The organism is Lentzea albidocapillata, assembly GCF_000719115.1.
Lineage (GTDB): Bacteria > Actinomycetota > Actinomycetes > Mycobacteriales > Pseudonocardiaceae > Lentzea > Lentzea albidocapillata.
On record NZ_JOEA01000025.1, the window covers coordinates 53,409 to 68,140 of the forward strand.

Consider the following 14,732-nt stretch of genomic DNA (forward strand, 5'->3'; position numbering starts at 1 on the left):
GACCTCGGACTCGCGAACCTAGGACTGACAGGTCCACTCGGAAATCCGGATCGTCGACGACAATTCGGTGTCATGACCGGTCTCAACCGTGAACTCGCCGACTTCCTGCGCCGTGCACGCGACCACGTCGACCCGTCCCGGGCCGGCCTGCCCTCCGACGGCAGGGTCCGCCGGGTAAAGGGTCTGCGCCGCGAAGAGGTCGCCCTGCTCGCCGGCGTGTCCACGGACTACTACGCCCGGCTCGAGCAAGGCAGGCGCATCAACCCCTCCCCGGCCGTCGTCGAGGCCATCGGCCGCGCACTCGAACTCGACGAGGCGGGGCGCACCCACCTGCGGGACCTGATCGGGCTGCCCTCCAGCCCGACCAAATCCCGCAGCGTGCAGCGCGTGCGTCCCGGTCTCTACCAGCTCATCGACGCGCTCGACGGAGAACCGGCGCTGGTGCTCGGCCGCCGCACCGACGTGCTCGCGGCGAACCGGATGGCGAAGGCGCTGTTCGCGGACTTCGACAAGATCCCGCCGAAAGAGCGCAACTACGCGCGCTGGATCTTCCTCAACGAGGACGCGCGCTCACTGTTCGCCGACTGACACGACCAGGCCCGCGCCGCCGTGGAGAGCCTGCGGTTCGAGATCGGCAGGGACCCCTCCGACGCCGCCACGAACGCCCTCGTCGCCGAACTCCGCGAACGCAGCCCCGACTTCGACAAGTGGTGGGAACAACACCGCGTCCACCAGCGCACCTACGGCTCCAAGCGGCTGCGCCACCCGCTCGTCGGCGAACTCACGGTCGACTACGAATCCTTGGTACTGCCAGGCGATCCGGACACGATGCTCTATCTCTACACCACCGCGCCCGGCTCGCCGTCGAGGCAGGCCATGGACATCCTCGCCAGCTGGACGGCGTCGAGTCCCGGCACGCGACTGAGCCGATCCGAACCAGAGGCCTGAACCAGAGCGTGTCCGGCTGTGGTGAAGCGGTACGCACCGTCGGCGACGTGTTCCGCGAACGTGAAACGAGATAACCGTTGTGCGCCAGGCAATCCCGTCGTGATGCCACACCTTGTCAGACATCCTGGCCGGCGCCGACCCTAGGGCCGTGACCTGGCGGCTCGGCCAGTACGGCGCGGAGGCGGGCATGCCGGAACTCGTAGGAGGTACCCACCTGCCGCAGGACGCCTCGGGAGTGTGCGTCGTCGAGGAACCGCATGAGTCGACAGGGAAGGATCCCGTGCAAGGCGAACTGGATCTTGACGACCGCGAAGGCGAACCAGTCGCTCTGGCCGACCATGGCTGCACTCAGCGCGATGAGGAGTCCTGCACCGAGCCGCAATCCGCGGTCGACGCCGATCTGTTCACTCCCGGTGGGCGCCAGCGGTGAGAGGATCACAACGACCGCCATCGACAGGCACAGGATGAAGAGGCCGACGCCGACGGTGGACAGCAGGTCCGCGTACCCGATGGCGCGTAAGGACGTGCGGGGGCTCGCTGCCCGGACGGCGCCGACCGGCGCCAACCGCTTGTCCAAGCCTTCGTGCACGCTGTAGAGGATCGCGATGGCCACTGTGAGAGCCGCTATTGCGGCGAAGAGCTCAAGAAAACCGGCCCAGCCAAGCCACATCGTCGAGATCGTCGCCACGACCAGTCCGAGCGCCACACCGGTCCGGACCACCTGATAGAACACGATCCACATCGACCGCAGGGTCGGTGCCGTGCCCCCAGGACGCCCAGCCACGACGAACGGCGTCGATCCGCGCCCAGCGCGGGAGGCGTTCCACGCGCCAAGGGCTGCCGCCCACACGGCGCCACCAGCCACGACCCACGGATTCCCAGGTGAGGCGACGAACCCGCCTACCAGGCCGCCAATGCCCCCGATGCCGCCGCACAGCAACGGCAGCACCCAACGCGGCAACGTGTCCCGGAGACGCCACCAGACGAAGCCATCGGTGCGGCGCAGTTCGAGGTAGCGGGCGACGGTGCCCAGCCACTCGCGTGCCATGGCCGGTTCGTACGTCGGCGGTTTCCCGCGCCGCAGTCCAGGCGTCGGCCTGCGCGGGTGATCGGTGCGATAGCGCGTGTCGACGAACGACGCCAGCAGGTGACGCTCGATCGCTGCGGGAGCGGCCAGGTCGAGCAGCTCCGCCGGGTCGGTGCGGGGGTCCCGGTACGTCGTCCTCGCGAGCCAAGCCAGCAACGGGCTGGCCAGTGAGGCCGCGAGCGGGCCGGTCGGCGCCGCGCACATGTGTGCGGCGACCGGCCGCCAGCGCGGGTCATCCGGCGCGCCACACGTCACGTAGTTGATCAGGGTATCGGCTTCCGCTGCGCCGAGTACCACCTCCCGCGCGTCGCCGAGGACGCGTCCCGCGATCGCCAGCGCGTCCCGGTACTGGTCGCCACGCGAGGTAAGTACCACCGGTCCGGCGAGTCGGTCGATGCTGATCACGGCCGGCACCCTGGCCTCGGCGGACAGCTCGTCCAACCCGTCGAGTACCGGCAGCACGAGCCCAGCGGCGACCAGGTGCGTGGCCATCTCCTCGGTGAGGCCGGTGTGATCCTCGACGAGCCGCCGGACGATCCAGTCGTGCAGGTGCTCGGCCGGGTCCCATCTTGCGATCGGAAGCAGTACCGGAACGGGATCGTGGGGAGCGCGTCGCTCAAGCAGGTCGAGCGTGAGAACCATGGCCAGCACGGTCTTGCCGGCACCCGGCGGACCCAACACCACCAGCCGTCCCCGGCGTCCGGTGGCGAGTTCCCCAATGCCGTTGAGATCGCCCGGTATGTCGCCAGTGGACCAGAGCACCGGCATGAGCGCCTGGCCGACCAGGTCCTGCAGCTCCAGTTCCGCCTGCCACTGCTGGCGGACTCCTGCGGCGAGTGCGGCGGCCGCCCGCGCCAGCACAAGCCCGTCCTGGGTACCGGCCGTCTCACGTCGAACCTGCTGAACAACAAGGACGACGGCGAGCAGCGCTGAGACGGGCCAGGCAACCCAGAGGTAGGGCTGCCACGCCCCAGGCAGCGAACTGGTGGCGACGTTGACCGTGACGGGAAGAAGAAGAGCGGCGATGACCGCGCTTGCAGCGATCGCTAGATAACGCCGCATCTGCCCTCCAGCGACCTGGTCACCATGCTTCGTCACCTTGCCCTCGTATTGGCGGCCGCGGCCGTTACGTTGGACCGGACGAGCTCGGCTATTGCCTCCTGGGAGCTCGCCGTGGTTCCCCGCTCGACGTTGTGCGTGCCGAAACTGCATCCACAGCGTTCGACGATGGAGTTCGTGCGGGGCGCCACTACATCACGGGCCGGTAGCGGAGCCACATCAGACGGCCCTCAAGGGTTTGGCTCGCGATCAGGTCGAACCGGGTGGCTGTCGGCGCATGTCCGTGCCAGAACCGATCGGTGCTCGCATCGGGCAGACAGGGGTGGATGAGCAGGCTTATCTCGTCCAGCAGCCCCGCGCTGAGCAGTGCACCGATCAGCGCACCGCCACTGTCCACGCGCACGACCTCCACACCGTCCCGTTTGCCGAGTTCGTTGAGCGCCGCGGCGAGATCGACGCGCTCGGTACCGACCACCAACTCCGGTACAGATCGATCATCCGGCCGTGGCGGGGTCGCCTCGGCGTGCAGCGCGAGGACGTCCGACCAGTGCCCGACCTCGCGCAGCACCTCCCACTGCCGGACACGTCCTCGTCCGTCGACAACGGCCAGCAGCGGTCCGTCCTCGGCCGGACCAGGGCGGGCGGCGGCAGCCAGAACCTCTTCCTGCGCGAGAATCGTGTCGGCCCCCGTCAACGTGACGTCCTCCCTCCAGGTCGCCGCGAGTTCGTAGAACCGGCCGACATCCGGCTCGAATCCGGTCGTGGCCCCGTCCAGGGCGACGGCGACGTGAGCGACGACGTAGGGGCGGCCCGCAGGGGTGCGCATCTCTGTCGGCATAGTCGCGAAGGTAGCGCCCACCAAGTACGGAAAGGTGTGCGGGCTGCTGACGCGTCGACGCGCAGCTGCTTGGCTACTTGTGCTCGCGATTAGGGGCACGATGGGGACAGAAGCTGTGACCCGCCGGGGATTCCTGGCCAGACGGTGATCGTGATCCTGGCCGGAGCGGGTGTGGCCTTGGTGGCCGCCGTTGTGGTGGACGTGGCGCTTCGATGGCGGGCTAGGCCGGCCACAGCTGGATGAGCCAGCGTTCGATGCCGGATTCGAGGGTTCCCTCATCCAGTTCGGCGGCCTCATCTCGGTTGCCGACGTGGACGCGGGCGTGGTGGGCGCCTGGCTGCTCGATCGACAGCGTGTGGTCGGAATGCTCCGCGGTGACGGACTGGAGGCGGACCGCGGACTGCACATCGCAGGTCAACTCCAGCACGTGATCCCAGTAGCCGGAGGCGGTGGACGGGGCGTCGTTCCAGAGTTCGAGTCGCACCAGTGGGTAATGGTCGGTGGCGGCGCTGTGCAGCAGCAGGCCGCCGGGGCCGCCGACGGCGACCCAATCGCCCACGGGGTCCGGCAGGGCCAGCGGACTGCGCAGCATGCTGATCTCTTGTACGACGAACTGGCCGTACTCGACCACGATGGTGTCCTCAAGCGCCGTAACAAGACTCGACATCGTGATCCTTTACTCACGGGCCAGCGAGGATGCTGCGAACGAAGAAGGGATCGCCGTCCAAGATCCGGTCGGTGCCCAGCCAACCGCCGGAAGCTGGATTGGGGCGGTGACCGCGCACGCCGGCTGGGCGAATGCCGTGAAGTGGGCAGCCTTGCGTTCGTAGCGGCGTGCCGGCCGCCGGAACCGGGAACCATTCCGGGGCCCGTTCGATGACGGACCGATGGCGACCCAACCGCTTGCCGGCTCGATGGCCCCGGTGGGCGTCGGCCCAGGTATCTGAGTCACCGTGACGAAGGGCGCAGCCGGCCTCGCCCGCGCCCTTCGTCAGATGGTTGCGGCGACGATGTGGTGTGCGGCGAGGTCGACGTCCTCGGTTGTGGTCCAGCGGCCCAACGACAGCCGCAGTGCGCCCAGACCTCGTCCGGCGTCCATGCCCATGGCGGTGAGCACGGGTGACGGTTGGTGATGTCCGCTGTGGCAGGCCGATCCGGTGGAGGCGGCGATCTGCGGTGTGGCGGCGAGAAGTTCGTGCCCGGCAACGCCGTCGATGCTGATGTTGAGAGTGTTGGGCAGCCGCGCCGTCTCCGGTCCGTTGAGGTGGACGCGGCCCGGCAACGCGGTGGCGAGCAGGTGATGCAGACGGTCTCGCAATGCGCGGATGCGGTCGTGGCCACCGGTCGCGAGGTCTGTCGCGGCGAGTTCGGCCGCAGCGCCCAGTGCGGCGGCGAGGGCGACGTTCTCGGTGCCCGCGCGCAGGCCGTGTTCCTGGCCTCCGCCGTACACCAGCGGTTCCAGCGGTACGCCGGGCCAGATGCACAGGGCGCCGATTCCCTTGGGGGCGTAAATCTTGTGCCCCACCACCGTCACTAGATCAAGCTCGGTCGCGTCGAACGGGATCTTGCCGATCGCCTGGGCGGCATCGGTGTGGAACACCACGCCGTACTCGCGGGAGACCCGGGCCAGTTCGTCGATGGGTTGCAGGGCACCGGTTTCGTTGTTCGCCGCCATCACGGACGCCAGCACGGTGTGCGGGGTGATCGCCGCAGCGAGATCGGCCGGGTCGACAAGGCCGTCGCTGTCGACGGGCAGGAACGTCACCTCCGCGTTGTGCCAGCGGCGCAACGCCTCGCAGGCCTGGAGCACAGCGGGATGCTCGGTGGGCTGGGTGATCACGTGCGGCCGGCCCACGCCGGAGGCCAGCACGGTGCCGCGGATGGCGAGGTTGTCGGCCTCGGAGCCGGATCCGGTGAACACGATCCGCTCAGCTGAGGTGCCGAGTAGCGCAGCGACCTGATCGCGGGCGTGATCCAGCGCGATGCGGGACTCGCGGCCGTAGTGGTGGGTGCTGGACGGGTTGCCGAACTCCGCGGTCAGATACGGCAGCATCGATTCGGTCACCGCCGGGTCGATCGGCGTGGTGGCGTTGTAGTCGAGGTAGATCGGTCCGTCGAGAAGTCCACGTGGGACGGTCACGCGCTGACCTTCCTGTTGGAGTGGGTTTCGTACATGCGCACGGCGACCACGATTCCAGACAATGTAGTAAGCGCGGCGACCACCCACACCGCGGCGCGCAGGCCCCAGAGGTCGGCGACGATGCCGCCGAGCAGGGCGCCCACCGCGAAACCGCCGTCGCGCCAGAGCCGGTAGACGCCGACGGCTCGCGCGCGCCACGCCGGGTGCGCGACGTCGCCGATCGTCGCCAGCAAGGTCGGGTAGACCATCGCGGTACCCGCGCCCAGCAGCACGGCCGCGACCAGCCACACCGCGAAGGTGTTCGCGACCGCCACGAGTGCGAGCGCGGCGGCCTGAACGAGCATCCCACCGGTGATCAGGTGTTTGCGGCCCCAGCGGTCAGACAGCGGACCGGTGACCAGCTGCCCCAGACCCCACACCGCCGGGTAGACGGCGGCCAGGACACCGATCTTGGCGACCGACAACCCGGCGGTGGCGAACAGGATCGGGAACAGGCCCCACGCCAGGCCGTCGTTGAGGTTGTTCACCATCCCGGCCTGGCTCGCCGCCGACAGCGCAGGCTCCCGCAGGCTCGTGCGAGTGAAGATCTCCCGCTCACTCGGCATGCCCTCAGCGGCAGCGGGGTGCTGTGTCGCTTCGAGCCGTGCGTGTTCTCGGGTCTCCCGCACGGCGAACACGGTCAACCCGATACCGAGGACCACATAGGACAGTCCGAGCAGGAACGGTGCCGGGCGCAGTCCGTAGCGGGCGGCGAGGTAGCCGGTGGCGAGCGCGGTGACCGCGACGGCGATGTAGCCGGCGGCTTCGTTGAGGCCCATCGCGAGGCCGCGGCGGGACGGCCCGGCCAGGTCGATCTTCATGATCACGGTGGTGGACCAGGTCAGGCCCTGGTTCACGCCGAGCAGCACGTTCGCGGCGATCACCCAGCTCCACGACGGCGCCCAGATCAGCATCAGTGGCACGGGGATCGCGGCCAGCCAACCGGCCAGCAGCACCGGGCGGCGGCCGAAGCGGTCGGACCAGGTGCCCGCGAAGTAGTTGGTGGCGGCTTTGGTCAGACCGAAGGCGACCACGTAGGTGAGCACGAACGTGTAGCCGGTCAGGCCGAACTCGTCCTTGGCCAGCAGCGGCAGCACCGCACGTTCCTGCCCGAGCACGCCGCCGACCAGTGCGTTGACCGCGATGAGCAGGCTGAACTGGGCGAGGTTGGCGCGCAGGCCGAGTCGGAGGCTCATCTGCCGCTCTCCAGGCGTCCGCCGGTCGCGTCGGCCCAGTCCTGAGGTCCGCCGGTGAGTACGGCGACGTCGCGGTGTCCCGCCTGTTCGAGGAGGCTGGCGGCGCCCATGGCACGTTCGCCGTGTCCACACATCACGATCAGCGGTTCCTGAGGCACCTCGTCCACGCGGCTGCGCAGGTCGCCGAGTTCGACGTGCTGCGCGCCCGGTAGATGTCCGGAGGTGAACTCGCCCGCCTGCCGGATGTCCAGCACCGGCCCGCTCACCTCGTCCGGGCCCACCAACCTGGTTGTGGCGGTGGGAAGTTCCGCGGTGGTCCACGCGTCCATGCCTCCGTGAAGCTCGCTGAGGTCGAGGTAGCCGATCTTGGCGGCCTGCCAGACGATCTCCGCCGGGTCCTGGCCGGCGCCGCGTACCACGACCAGCGGCCGGTCGTGCGGCGCCAGCCAGCCGAGCCACGATGCGAACACCGCCCGCAGCGGAATCGACAGCGCGCCAGGCACGTGCGCGGCGGCGAACTCGTCGACCGGCCGGACGTCGATCAATCGCGCGCCGTCGGCCAGAAGCCGCCGCACCGCACCGACCTCCAGCGGCGGCAGCTCAGGCGTTCCCACCAGAACGCCCTGGCGGTTGATCTCGCCGAGCCGGCGGAAGTACGGCGGATAGCTGCCCAGCGAGCCGAGCAGCTCCTTCACGAACGCGTCCTCGTCAGCCGTACGCAGCAACGGGTTCGTCGCCTTCTCCCGGCCGATCGTGCTGGTGCGGTCCGCGCCAGGCGGGGCGGAGCAGAAGGATCCGGCGCCATGCGTGGGCCAGACGGCCACGTCGTCGGGCAGCTCGACGAGCCTGCGCAGCGACGCGTACTGGGCGCGGGCGAGGTCCTCGGTCCGGTCGGGTGAGACGAGGTCGGTGCGGGCGGCGGCGCCCACGATCAGCGAGCCACCGGTGAACACCCCGAGCGGACGGTCGCCGTCGAGCAGCAGGAACGACAGGTGCTCGTCGGTGTGGCCGGGGGTCCCTAACGCCCGCAGGCGTAAGCCGCCGAGGTCGACCTCGTCGCCGTCGCGCAGCCCGTAGTGCGCGAACTCGCGATGCCCGGCCGCGGAGGCGAGCACGCGGGTGTCCTCGGTCGCGGAAAGCTGACGAGCGCCGGACAGGAAGTCGGCGTGCAGGTGGGTGTCGGCGGCGAACGCCACGCGCAGGCCACGTCGCTGGGCGGCGCTGCCGACGTCCCTCAGATCGAGGCTCACGTCGACCACCAGCGCCCGGCCGTCACCCAGATCGACCAGATACGCGGAGTTCCCCAGTCCCTCGTCGACCAGCGGGACTACCTCAGGCATGGCCATCGTCTCCTTCCCACATCCAGTGTTCTACACTATTCCAAGGATGATTGGAGAACCATGGGCGACCGGGATGCCAAGAACGCGTTGTTCGACCAGTTCGCTCGGGTCGGCAAGGCCCTCGCGAGCGGCAAGCGACTGGAACTGCTCGACCTGATCGCTCAGGGCGAGCGCACGGTCGACGCGCTCGCGAAGTCGGCGGAGCTGGGGCTGACCACCGCGTCGGCGCATCTGCAGACCCTCAAGCAGGCCAACCTCGTGGTCACCCGGCGCGAAGGCACGAAGATCTTCTACCGGCTGGCAGGAGACGACGTCGCCGCGCTGTTCGCGCTGCTGCGCACCGTCGCGGACGACCGGCTGCCGGACGTCCGCACCGCGCGTGAGGCCTACCTCGGCGACGACACGGAAGCAGTCAGCCGCGAGGAGCTCCTCGAACGCGTCCGGTCGGGACGCGCGACGGTGATCGACGTGCGGCCCGCCGAGGAGTACGCCGCCGGGCACATCCCCGGCGCCGTGTCCGTTCCGCTGGACGAACTGGCGGACCGGCTGGCCGAGCTTCCGGCCGGCCAGGAGATCGTGGCGTACTGCCGCGGCGCCTACTGCGTGCTCTCCCACGACGCCGTCCGCCTGCTCACCGCGCAGGGACGAACTGCCCGGCGCCTTGCCGACGGCATGCTCGAGTGGCGCCTCGCCGAACTCCCCGTCGCGGTCTGAGGAATGGACACCGTGAACACCCTGATCACACGTCACCCTGCCCAAAGACGCATCCTGACGGTGCTCGTCGCAGCCCAGGTCCTCAGCGGCGCCGGCCTGGCCGCGGGCATCACCGTCGGCGCGCTGCTCGCCCAGGACATGCTCGGCGCCACCAGCGCGGCAGGCTTACCCGCGGCCCTGTTCACCATCGGCTCCGCCCTCGCGGCCCTGCTGATCGCCCGCGTCTCCGGCCTGCGCGGCAGACGCGCCGGTCTCGCGGGCGGTTACCTCGCCGGTGCGGTGGGCGCGCTCGGCGTCGTCATCGCTGCCGCCACCGACAACGCCGTGCTGCTGTTCGTCGCGTTGTTCGTCTACGGCGCGGGCAGCGCGACCAACCTCCAAGCGCGCTACGCCGGCGCCGACCTCGCCGCCCCGCAACGCCGAGGCAGCGCGGTGAGCACGGTCCTCGTCGCCACCACGCTCGGCGCGGTGCTCGGACCCAACCTCGTCACGGCGACCGGCGAACTGGCCACGAGCTGGCACGTCCCGGCGCTCGCCGGCCCGTTCATCCTCGCGGTCTTCGCCTACACCGCGGCCGCCATCGTGCTGTGGGCACTGCTTCGTCCCGACCCGCTTCTCACCGCCAGGTCCCTACCCGCGGCCCCTGTGGCCAGCCGTGACTCCCGCGGCGACGCGCGGCTGCTGCTGATCGGCACGACCACCATGGTGGTCATCCAGCTGGTGATGATCGCGATCATGACCATGACCCCGGTGCACATGCGCTTGCACGGTCACGGCCTAGCGGCCACCGGGTTCGTCATCGCCGTCCACGTGGCCGGCATGTTCCTGCCCTCACCGCTCAGCGGCTGGCTCGTGGACCGGATCGGCAGGCTGCCCGTGATCGCCGCCTCCGGCGTCACGCTGCTCGCGGCCGGCCTGGTCGCCGGGTTCGCCCCGGCCGAGTCGACTCCGCTGCTCACCCTCGCGCTCGGACTGCTCGGTCTCGGCTGGAACCTCGGGCTGGTCAGCGGTTCCGCGCTCATCACCGACGCCGTGCCGCTCGAAACCCGCGCCACCGTGCAGGGCCGCATCGACATGGCCATCGCCGTAGCCGGTGCGACCGGTGGCATGGCCTCCGGCTTCGTCGTCGCGAGCAGCAGCTACCCCGCCTTGTCGTTCGCGGGCGGCATCATCGCGCTCGCTCTCGTGCCGCTGGTCGTCGTCCGTCCCCGGCTCAGGGTCTGACTTTCTGGCCGGTCGATGTCGTGGCACGCTCGGTGCCGGTCGTCTTCTGGTCAGGAGGTGTCGAGCATGAAGTACGTGCTGATGTTCTGCGAGACCGAACAGTGGGAGAAGGACTGGGAGGCGATGGACCAGTCCGAGCGCGACGCGGGCTTCGCCAAGGTCCAGCAGTGGATGGCCGAGCACGCGGACAAGATCACGCACAACCGCAAACTGGCCGGCCCGGAGACCGCGACCACCGTGCGGCTGGAGAACGGCGAGCCGATCGTCACCGACGGCCCGTTCATCGAGGGCAAGGAAGTGGTCAGCGGCTACGTCGAGGTCGAGGTCGCCGACCTCGACGAGGCGCTGCGGATGGCCAGGACCTGGCCAGCCTGCCCGTTGGTGGAAATCCGACCGGTCTTGATGTGACCTCACCCGACGCCGTGCTGGCCCGCGTGGTGCGTGAGCACGCGGGCCGGCTGGCCGCGTCCCTGGTGTCGCTGCTGGGTGACTTCTCCGCCGCCGAGGACCTCGTCGCCGACGCGGTGGAGACGGCACTACGCCGCTGGCCGGTCGAAGGCGTTCCGGACCGGCCGGACGCGTGGCTGCTCACCGTCGCCAAGAACCGCGGGCTGGACGTGCTGCGCCGCCAGGCCCGCTACCGCGAGAAGCTCGCCCAGCTGCAGTGGCCCGTGCAGCCAGAACCGGACGACCGGCTGCGGCTGATCTTCACCTGCTGCCACCCCGCATTGTCCCGCGAGGCACAGATCGCACTGACGCTGCGCGTGGTGTGCGGACTGACCACCGCGCAGATCGCCCGCGCGTTCCTCGTGCCGGAAACCACCGTGGCGCAACGACTCACCCGCGCCAAGCGCAAGATCACCGACGCGGGCATCCCCTATCGGATCCCCGCACCCGAGGAGCTCGGCGAGCGGCTCGCCCAGGTGCTGCACGTGGTCTACCTGATGTTCAACGAGGGCTACCTGTCCAGCAGCGCGGACCGCGTGCAGTCACACGACCTCGTGGCCGACGCCGACTGGCTCGCCTCGTTGCTGCACGGGCTGATGCCGCGCGAGCCCGAGATCGCCGGCCTGCTCGCCCTGATCCGACTGCACCGCGCCCGCGCAGAGGCCCGCTTCTCCCCCGGCGGCAACCTGGTGCAGCTGCAGGATCAGGACCGGTCACGGTGGGACCAGCAGATGATCGGCGAGGCCGTGGAGGTGCTGACCCGCGCTGCCCGCCATCGCCGACCAGGCCCGTATCAGCTCCAGGCGGCGATCGTCGCGTGCCACGCGGAGGCGAAGTCCTGGGAGGACACCGACTGGCCGCAGATCGTGATCCTCTACGACATGCTGCTGTGCCTCGCGCCGTCCCCGGTGACCCGGCTGCACCGCGCGATCGCGCTCCGGTACGTCGCCGGGGCGGAGAAAGCGTTGGCCGAGCTGGATTCCCTCGGCCTGGACCGCTACCACCTCTACCACGCCACGCGCGCCGAACTACTCCGCGACCTCGGCCGCGGCGACGAGGCACGCGAGGCAGATCAGCGCGCGTTGGAGCTGACCGCCAACCCCGCGGAGCAGGCACTGCTGGAACAGCGGCTCAGGCCTTGACCGCGGCCACCCGTTCGACCATGCCGAGCTTGAGCCGTTCCTGCCGCTGCACCACGAACCCGGCCTGCTCCACCAACGGCAACGGCCGCCGGGTCTGGTAGTCGCCGCACATCCGCACGCTCAGCTTCTCCAGCAGCGACTGTACGAAGTGGACGACGCGGTGGTGGCTGCCGACGTGGTCGAGCAACAGCAACTTCCCACCAGGCTTCAACACGCGATGCATCTCGGCGATCGCCGCACGCTCGTCCGGGACACCGCACAGGCCGAGTGTGCAGACCACGGTGTCGAACGACTCGTCCCGGAACGGCAACGCCTGTGCGTCTCCCTCGTGCAACTCGACTTCACGCCCGAGTTCGGTCGCGCGGGTTCGGGCGATGCCCAGCATGGCCGGACTGAGGTCCAACCCGGTCAGCCTGACGTCCGCCGGGTAATGCGGGAAGTTGAGGCCGGTACCGATCGCCACCTCCAGCACGTCACCGGTCGCCTGCGGGCACACCCACTCACGGCCGCCGCTGAACTGGATGCGTTCGAAGAACCCGATGTCACGGTCGTAGCGCGGCGCGTAGCGGTCCCACACGTCACGGAGGCCTTCGGTGTCGAGCTTCTTGCTCATGTCGATGTCCCTTCAGGATCGTGCGGGCAAATGACCGACTTGGTCAGTCAACACCGCGAGCCGCCTGAATTGCGCTGTGCACCACCAGGGCGATGCGGTCGGCGGCTCGATCCGGGTCGGGTTGACCGGCGTCGAGCCAGGCGATCACGGACTCCAGGGTGGCCGTCGGCACGATCTGCACAGCCCAGTCCAGCCACGGACCCTCCGGGATCACCGCCGCGAGCTCGCGTCGCGTGACCTCCGCCGACATCGCCTGCATTCCGTCCACCACGTCACGGAACTCCGGTTCGCGCACGGCATGGCGGAACAGCAACCGGAACCCGTCCGGATCTTCGGCGGCAGCGCGCAGCAGAGCGGAGATACTGCCCTCGTCGAAGTCACCGGAGCCGACCGTCGCCTCGAGCCGGGCACACGCCCTGTCGAGCACAGCTCTGTACAGGTCGGCTTTCGAGTCGAAGTGCCGGTACAACAACACAGAGGTGACCCCGGCTTCGGCTGTCACTCCGTCGAGTCCGGTCGCCACGTATCCGGTACGGGCGAACGCGCGGGTCGCGGCGTCCAGGATCTGCTCGCGCCGCTGAGCACGCGGCATGCGCCGCACGTTCTGAGGACCCGCCACCACTGCACCTCCACTTGTTTAGAGCAGACTAAACAAGTAGCTTTGTTTAAGTCAACTTATACAAGATGACCTGAACAAGGGGCGCACGTCATGGTTTCTCCTGCTCAACTGCCGTTCGAGCAGCCCCAGCCGCTGCAGGTTCCTCCGCAACTGCGCGTACTTCAGTCCCAGGGCGCGGTCCACCGGATCCGCACCGCGGTGGGCCACGACGCGTGGCTGGTCACCGACTACGCCCACGTGCGCGAGCTACTCGGCGACGACCGGCTCGGCAGATCCCACCCCGACCCGCAGAACGCGGCACGCACCGGCGAATCCGCCCTGTTCGGCGGCCCGCTGGGAGACTTCGTCACCGAGCGGGCCGACCACGCCCGCATGCGCGCACTGCTGCAACCGCACTTCTCCCCCAAACACATGCGCGCACTGCGTCCCCGCATCGACGCACTGACCGCGCAACTGCTCGATCAACTGACCATCTCAGCAACTCCAGCCGATCTGCACGCCGCGGTCGCGGTCCCGCTGCCGATCCTCGTGATCTGCGAGCTGCTCGGCGTGCCCTACGACGACCGCGACCAGTTCCGCGCGTGGACCGAGGCCGCCGCGAACATCAACGACCGCAGCATTTCCGAACAAGGTCTCGGCAACCTGTTCGGCTACGGCATGCGCCTTGTCGAGACCAAGCGGCAAGAGCCGGGCGACGACGTGATCTCACGCCTGTGCGTGACCGACGGCGTCTCCACAGAGGAAGCCGCCATGCTCTCCATGGCACTGCTGTTCGCCGGCCACGAGACGACCGTGGTCCAGATCGGCATGGGCGCGCTGCTCCTGCTGGCCAACCCCGATCAGTGGAACGCCCTGCGCGACGACCCCGGCCTCATCCCGAACGCCGTCGAAGAAATCCTTCGGGCGCCCGGCAAGGGTGGCGGCGGGATCCCCCGCTACGCCCGCACCGACATGGAGATCGACGGCGTCAGGATCAGCGCCGGCGACCTCGTCCTGCTCGACAACGGTGCCGCAAACCACGACCCGGCCGTCTTCGCCGAGCCCGACCGAGTTGACATCACCCGCAAGGCTGCCGCCCACCTCACGTTCGGGCATGGCCTTCGCTACTGCATCGGCGCACCTCTGGCCCGTATGGAACTGCAAGCCGTGTTCTCCCAACTGATCCCGCGCTTCCCCACCATGCGCCTGGCCGCTTCGGCCGAGAACCTGACGGTCCGGAAAGACGTGCTGACCGGTGGACTCACCGCACTCCCGGTGACGTGGGACCGCTGACCTCCCACCGGGTGCGCTCCCACGTCGCCTGGCCGATGGCGAGCAGGCTCTGCA

13 protein-coding genes and 1 pseudogene are annotated in these 14,732 nt (G+C 69.3%); 6 read left to right on the forward strand and 8 right to left on the reverse strand.

What is annotated here, in order from left to right; translation table 11 throughout:
- Nucleotides 1-72 precede the first annotated feature (72 nt).
- A pseudogene (locus IG04_RS43270) lies at nt 73-948 on the forward strand (helix-turn-helix transcriptional regulator).
- 115 nt (nt 949-1,063) lie between these two features.
- Here IG04_RS43270 and IG04_RS0135260 read toward each other — a convergent pair.
- The 6 genes from IG04_RS0135260 to IG04_RS0135285 all read right to left on the reverse strand — a co-directional run bounded on the left by IG04_RS0135260 (nt 1,064) and on the right by IG04_RS0135285 (nt 8,647).
- Nucleotides 1,064-3,097, reverse strand: a complete 2,034-nt coding sequence (locus IG04_RS0135260) for an NACHT domain-containing protein (RefSeq protein ID WP_159460493.1) — start codon at nt 3,095-3,097, stop codon at nt 1,064-1,066.
- 187 nt (nt 3,098-3,284) lie between these two features.
- Nucleotides 3,285-3,932 (reverse strand): dihydrofolate reductase family protein, encoded by a 648-nt coding sequence (locus IG04_RS0135265; RefSeq protein WP_030481077.1) that lies wholly within the window; start codon nt 3,930-3,932, stop codon nt 3,285-3,287.
- A 220-nt stretch (nt 3,933-4,152) separates the two neighbouring features.
- Nucleotides 4,153-4,599 carry a hypothetical protein gene (locus tag IG04_RS0135270; RefSeq protein ID WP_144065529.1) on the reverse strand — a complete coding sequence of 149 codons (447 nt, stop codon included), beginning with the start codon at nt 4,597-4,599 and terminating at the stop codon, nt 4,153-4,155.
- Nucleotides 4,600-4,923: 324 nt separating this feature from the next.
- Complete coding sequence (locus IG04_RS0135275; protein WP_030481079.1) at nt 4,924-6,072, reverse strand: cysteine desulfurase family protein; 1,149 nt, start codon at nt 6,070-6,072, stop codon at nt 4,924-4,926.
- Nucleotides 6,069-7,307 carry an MFS transporter gene (locus IG04_RS0135280; protein WP_030481080.1) on the reverse strand — a complete coding sequence of 413 codons (1,239 nt, stop codon included), beginning with the start codon at nt 7,305-7,307 and terminating at the stop codon, nt 6,069-6,071. Before IG04_RS0135280 ends, IG04_RS0135275 begins: the two co-directional genes overlap by 4 nt.
- On the reverse strand, nt 7,304-8,647 hold the full coding sequence (locus IG04_RS0135285; RefSeq protein ID WP_245816454.1) for an MBL fold metallo-hydrolase: 1,344 nt from the start codon (nt 8,645-8,647) through the stop codon (nt 7,304-7,306). Before IG04_RS0135285 ends, IG04_RS0135280 begins: the two co-directional genes overlap by 4 nt.
- Nucleotides 8,648-8,707: 60 nt before the next feature.
- Here IG04_RS0135285 and IG04_RS0135290 point away from each other — a divergent pair, with 60 nt between their 5' ends.
- From IG04_RS0135290 to IG04_RS0135305, 4 genes are all read left to right on the forward strand, one after another.
- Nucleotides 8,708-9,361 carry an ArsR/SmtB family transcription factor gene (locus IG04_RS0135290; RefSeq protein WP_030481082.1) on the forward strand — a complete coding sequence of 218 codons (654 nt, stop codon included), beginning with the start codon at nt 8,708-8,710 and terminating at the stop codon, nt 9,359-9,361.
- A gap of 12 nt (nt 9,362-9,373) precedes the next feature.
- Nucleotides 9,374-10,585 (forward strand): MFS transporter, encoded by a 1,212-nt coding sequence (locus tag IG04_RS0135295; protein WP_245816453.1) that lies wholly within the window; start codon nt 9,374-9,376, stop codon nt 10,583-10,585.
- Nucleotides 10,586-10,651: 66 nt separating this feature from the next.
- The gene (locus IG04_RS0135300; protein ID WP_030481084.1) at nt 10,652-10,993 is read left to right on the forward strand and encodes a YciI family protein; all 342 of its coding nucleotides are present in this window, start codon (nt 10,652-10,654) and stop codon (nt 10,991-10,993) included.
- On the forward strand, nt 10,990-12,174 hold the full coding sequence (locus IG04_RS0135305; RefSeq protein ID WP_030481085.1) for an RNA polymerase sigma factor: 1,185 nt from the start codon (nt 10,990-10,992) through the stop codon (nt 12,172-12,174). Before IG04_RS0135300 ends, IG04_RS0135305 begins: the two co-directional genes overlap by 4 nt.
- On the opposite strand, the gene IG04_RS0135310 is transcribed toward IG04_RS0135305, so the two are convergent.
- Together IG04_RS0135310 and IG04_RS0135315 are read right to left on the reverse strand one after the other, a co-directional pair.
- Complete coding sequence (locus tag IG04_RS0135310; RefSeq protein ID WP_030481086.1) at nt 12,164-12,787, reverse strand: class I SAM-dependent methyltransferase; 624 nt, start codon at nt 12,785-12,787, stop codon at nt 12,164-12,166. The genes IG04_RS0135305 and IG04_RS0135310 overlap by 11 nt on opposite strands.
- Nucleotides 12,788-12,830: 43 nt before the next feature.
- Complete coding sequence (locus IG04_RS0135315) at nt 12,831-13,406, reverse strand: TetR/AcrR family transcriptional regulator (RefSeq protein ID WP_245816452.1); 576 nt, start codon at nt 13,404-13,406, stop codon at nt 12,831-12,833.
- Nucleotides 13,407-13,496: 90 nt separating this feature from the next.
- On the opposite strand from IG04_RS0135315, the gene IG04_RS0135320 reads away from it, so the two are divergent.
- Nucleotides 13,497-14,678, forward strand: coding sequence for a cytochrome P450 (locus tag IG04_RS0135320; RefSeq protein ID WP_030481088.1), 1,182 nt, complete (start codon nt 13,497-13,499; stop codon nt 14,676-14,678).
- The last annotated feature ends 54 nt before the right edge of the window (nt 14,679-14,732 follow it).

Coding starts and splice junctions, on each gene's coding strand:
- IG04_RS0135270 (WP_144065529.1), bottom strand. CDS start 4,599: ATGTCGAGTCTTGTTACGGCGCTTGAGGACACCATCGTGGTCGAGTAC.
- IG04_RS0135260 (WP_159460493.1), bottom strand. CDS start 3,097: ATGCGGCGTTATCTAGCGATCGCTGCAAGCGCGGTCATCGCCGCTCTT.
- IG04_RS0135265 (WP_030481077.1), bottom strand. CDS start 3,932: ATGCCGACAGAGATGCGCACCCCTGCGGGCCGCCCCTACGTCGTCGCT.
- IG04_RS0135280 (WP_030481080.1), bottom strand. CDS start 7,307: ATGAGCCTCCGACTCGGCCTGCGCGCCAACCTCGCCCAGTTCAGCCTG.
- IG04_RS0135310 (WP_030481086.1), bottom strand. CDS start 12,787: ATGAGCAAGAAGCTCGACACCGAAGGCCTCCGTGACGTGTGGGACCGC.
- IG04_RS0135285 (WP_245816454.1), bottom strand. CDS start 8,647: ATGCCTGAGGTAGTCCCGCTGGTCGACGAGGGACTGGGGAACTCCGCG.
- IG04_RS0135290 (WP_030481082.1), top strand. CDS start 8,708: ATGGGCGACCGGGATGCCAAGAACGCGTTGTTCGACCAGTTCGCTCGG.
- IG04_RS0135320 (WP_030481088.1), top strand. CDS start 13,497: ATGGTTTCTCCTGCTCAACTGCCGTTCGAGCAGCCCCAGCCGCTGCAG.
- IG04_RS0135300 (WP_030481084.1), top strand. CDS start 10,652: ATGAAGTACGTGCTGATGTTCTGCGAGACCGAACAGTGGGAGAAGGAC.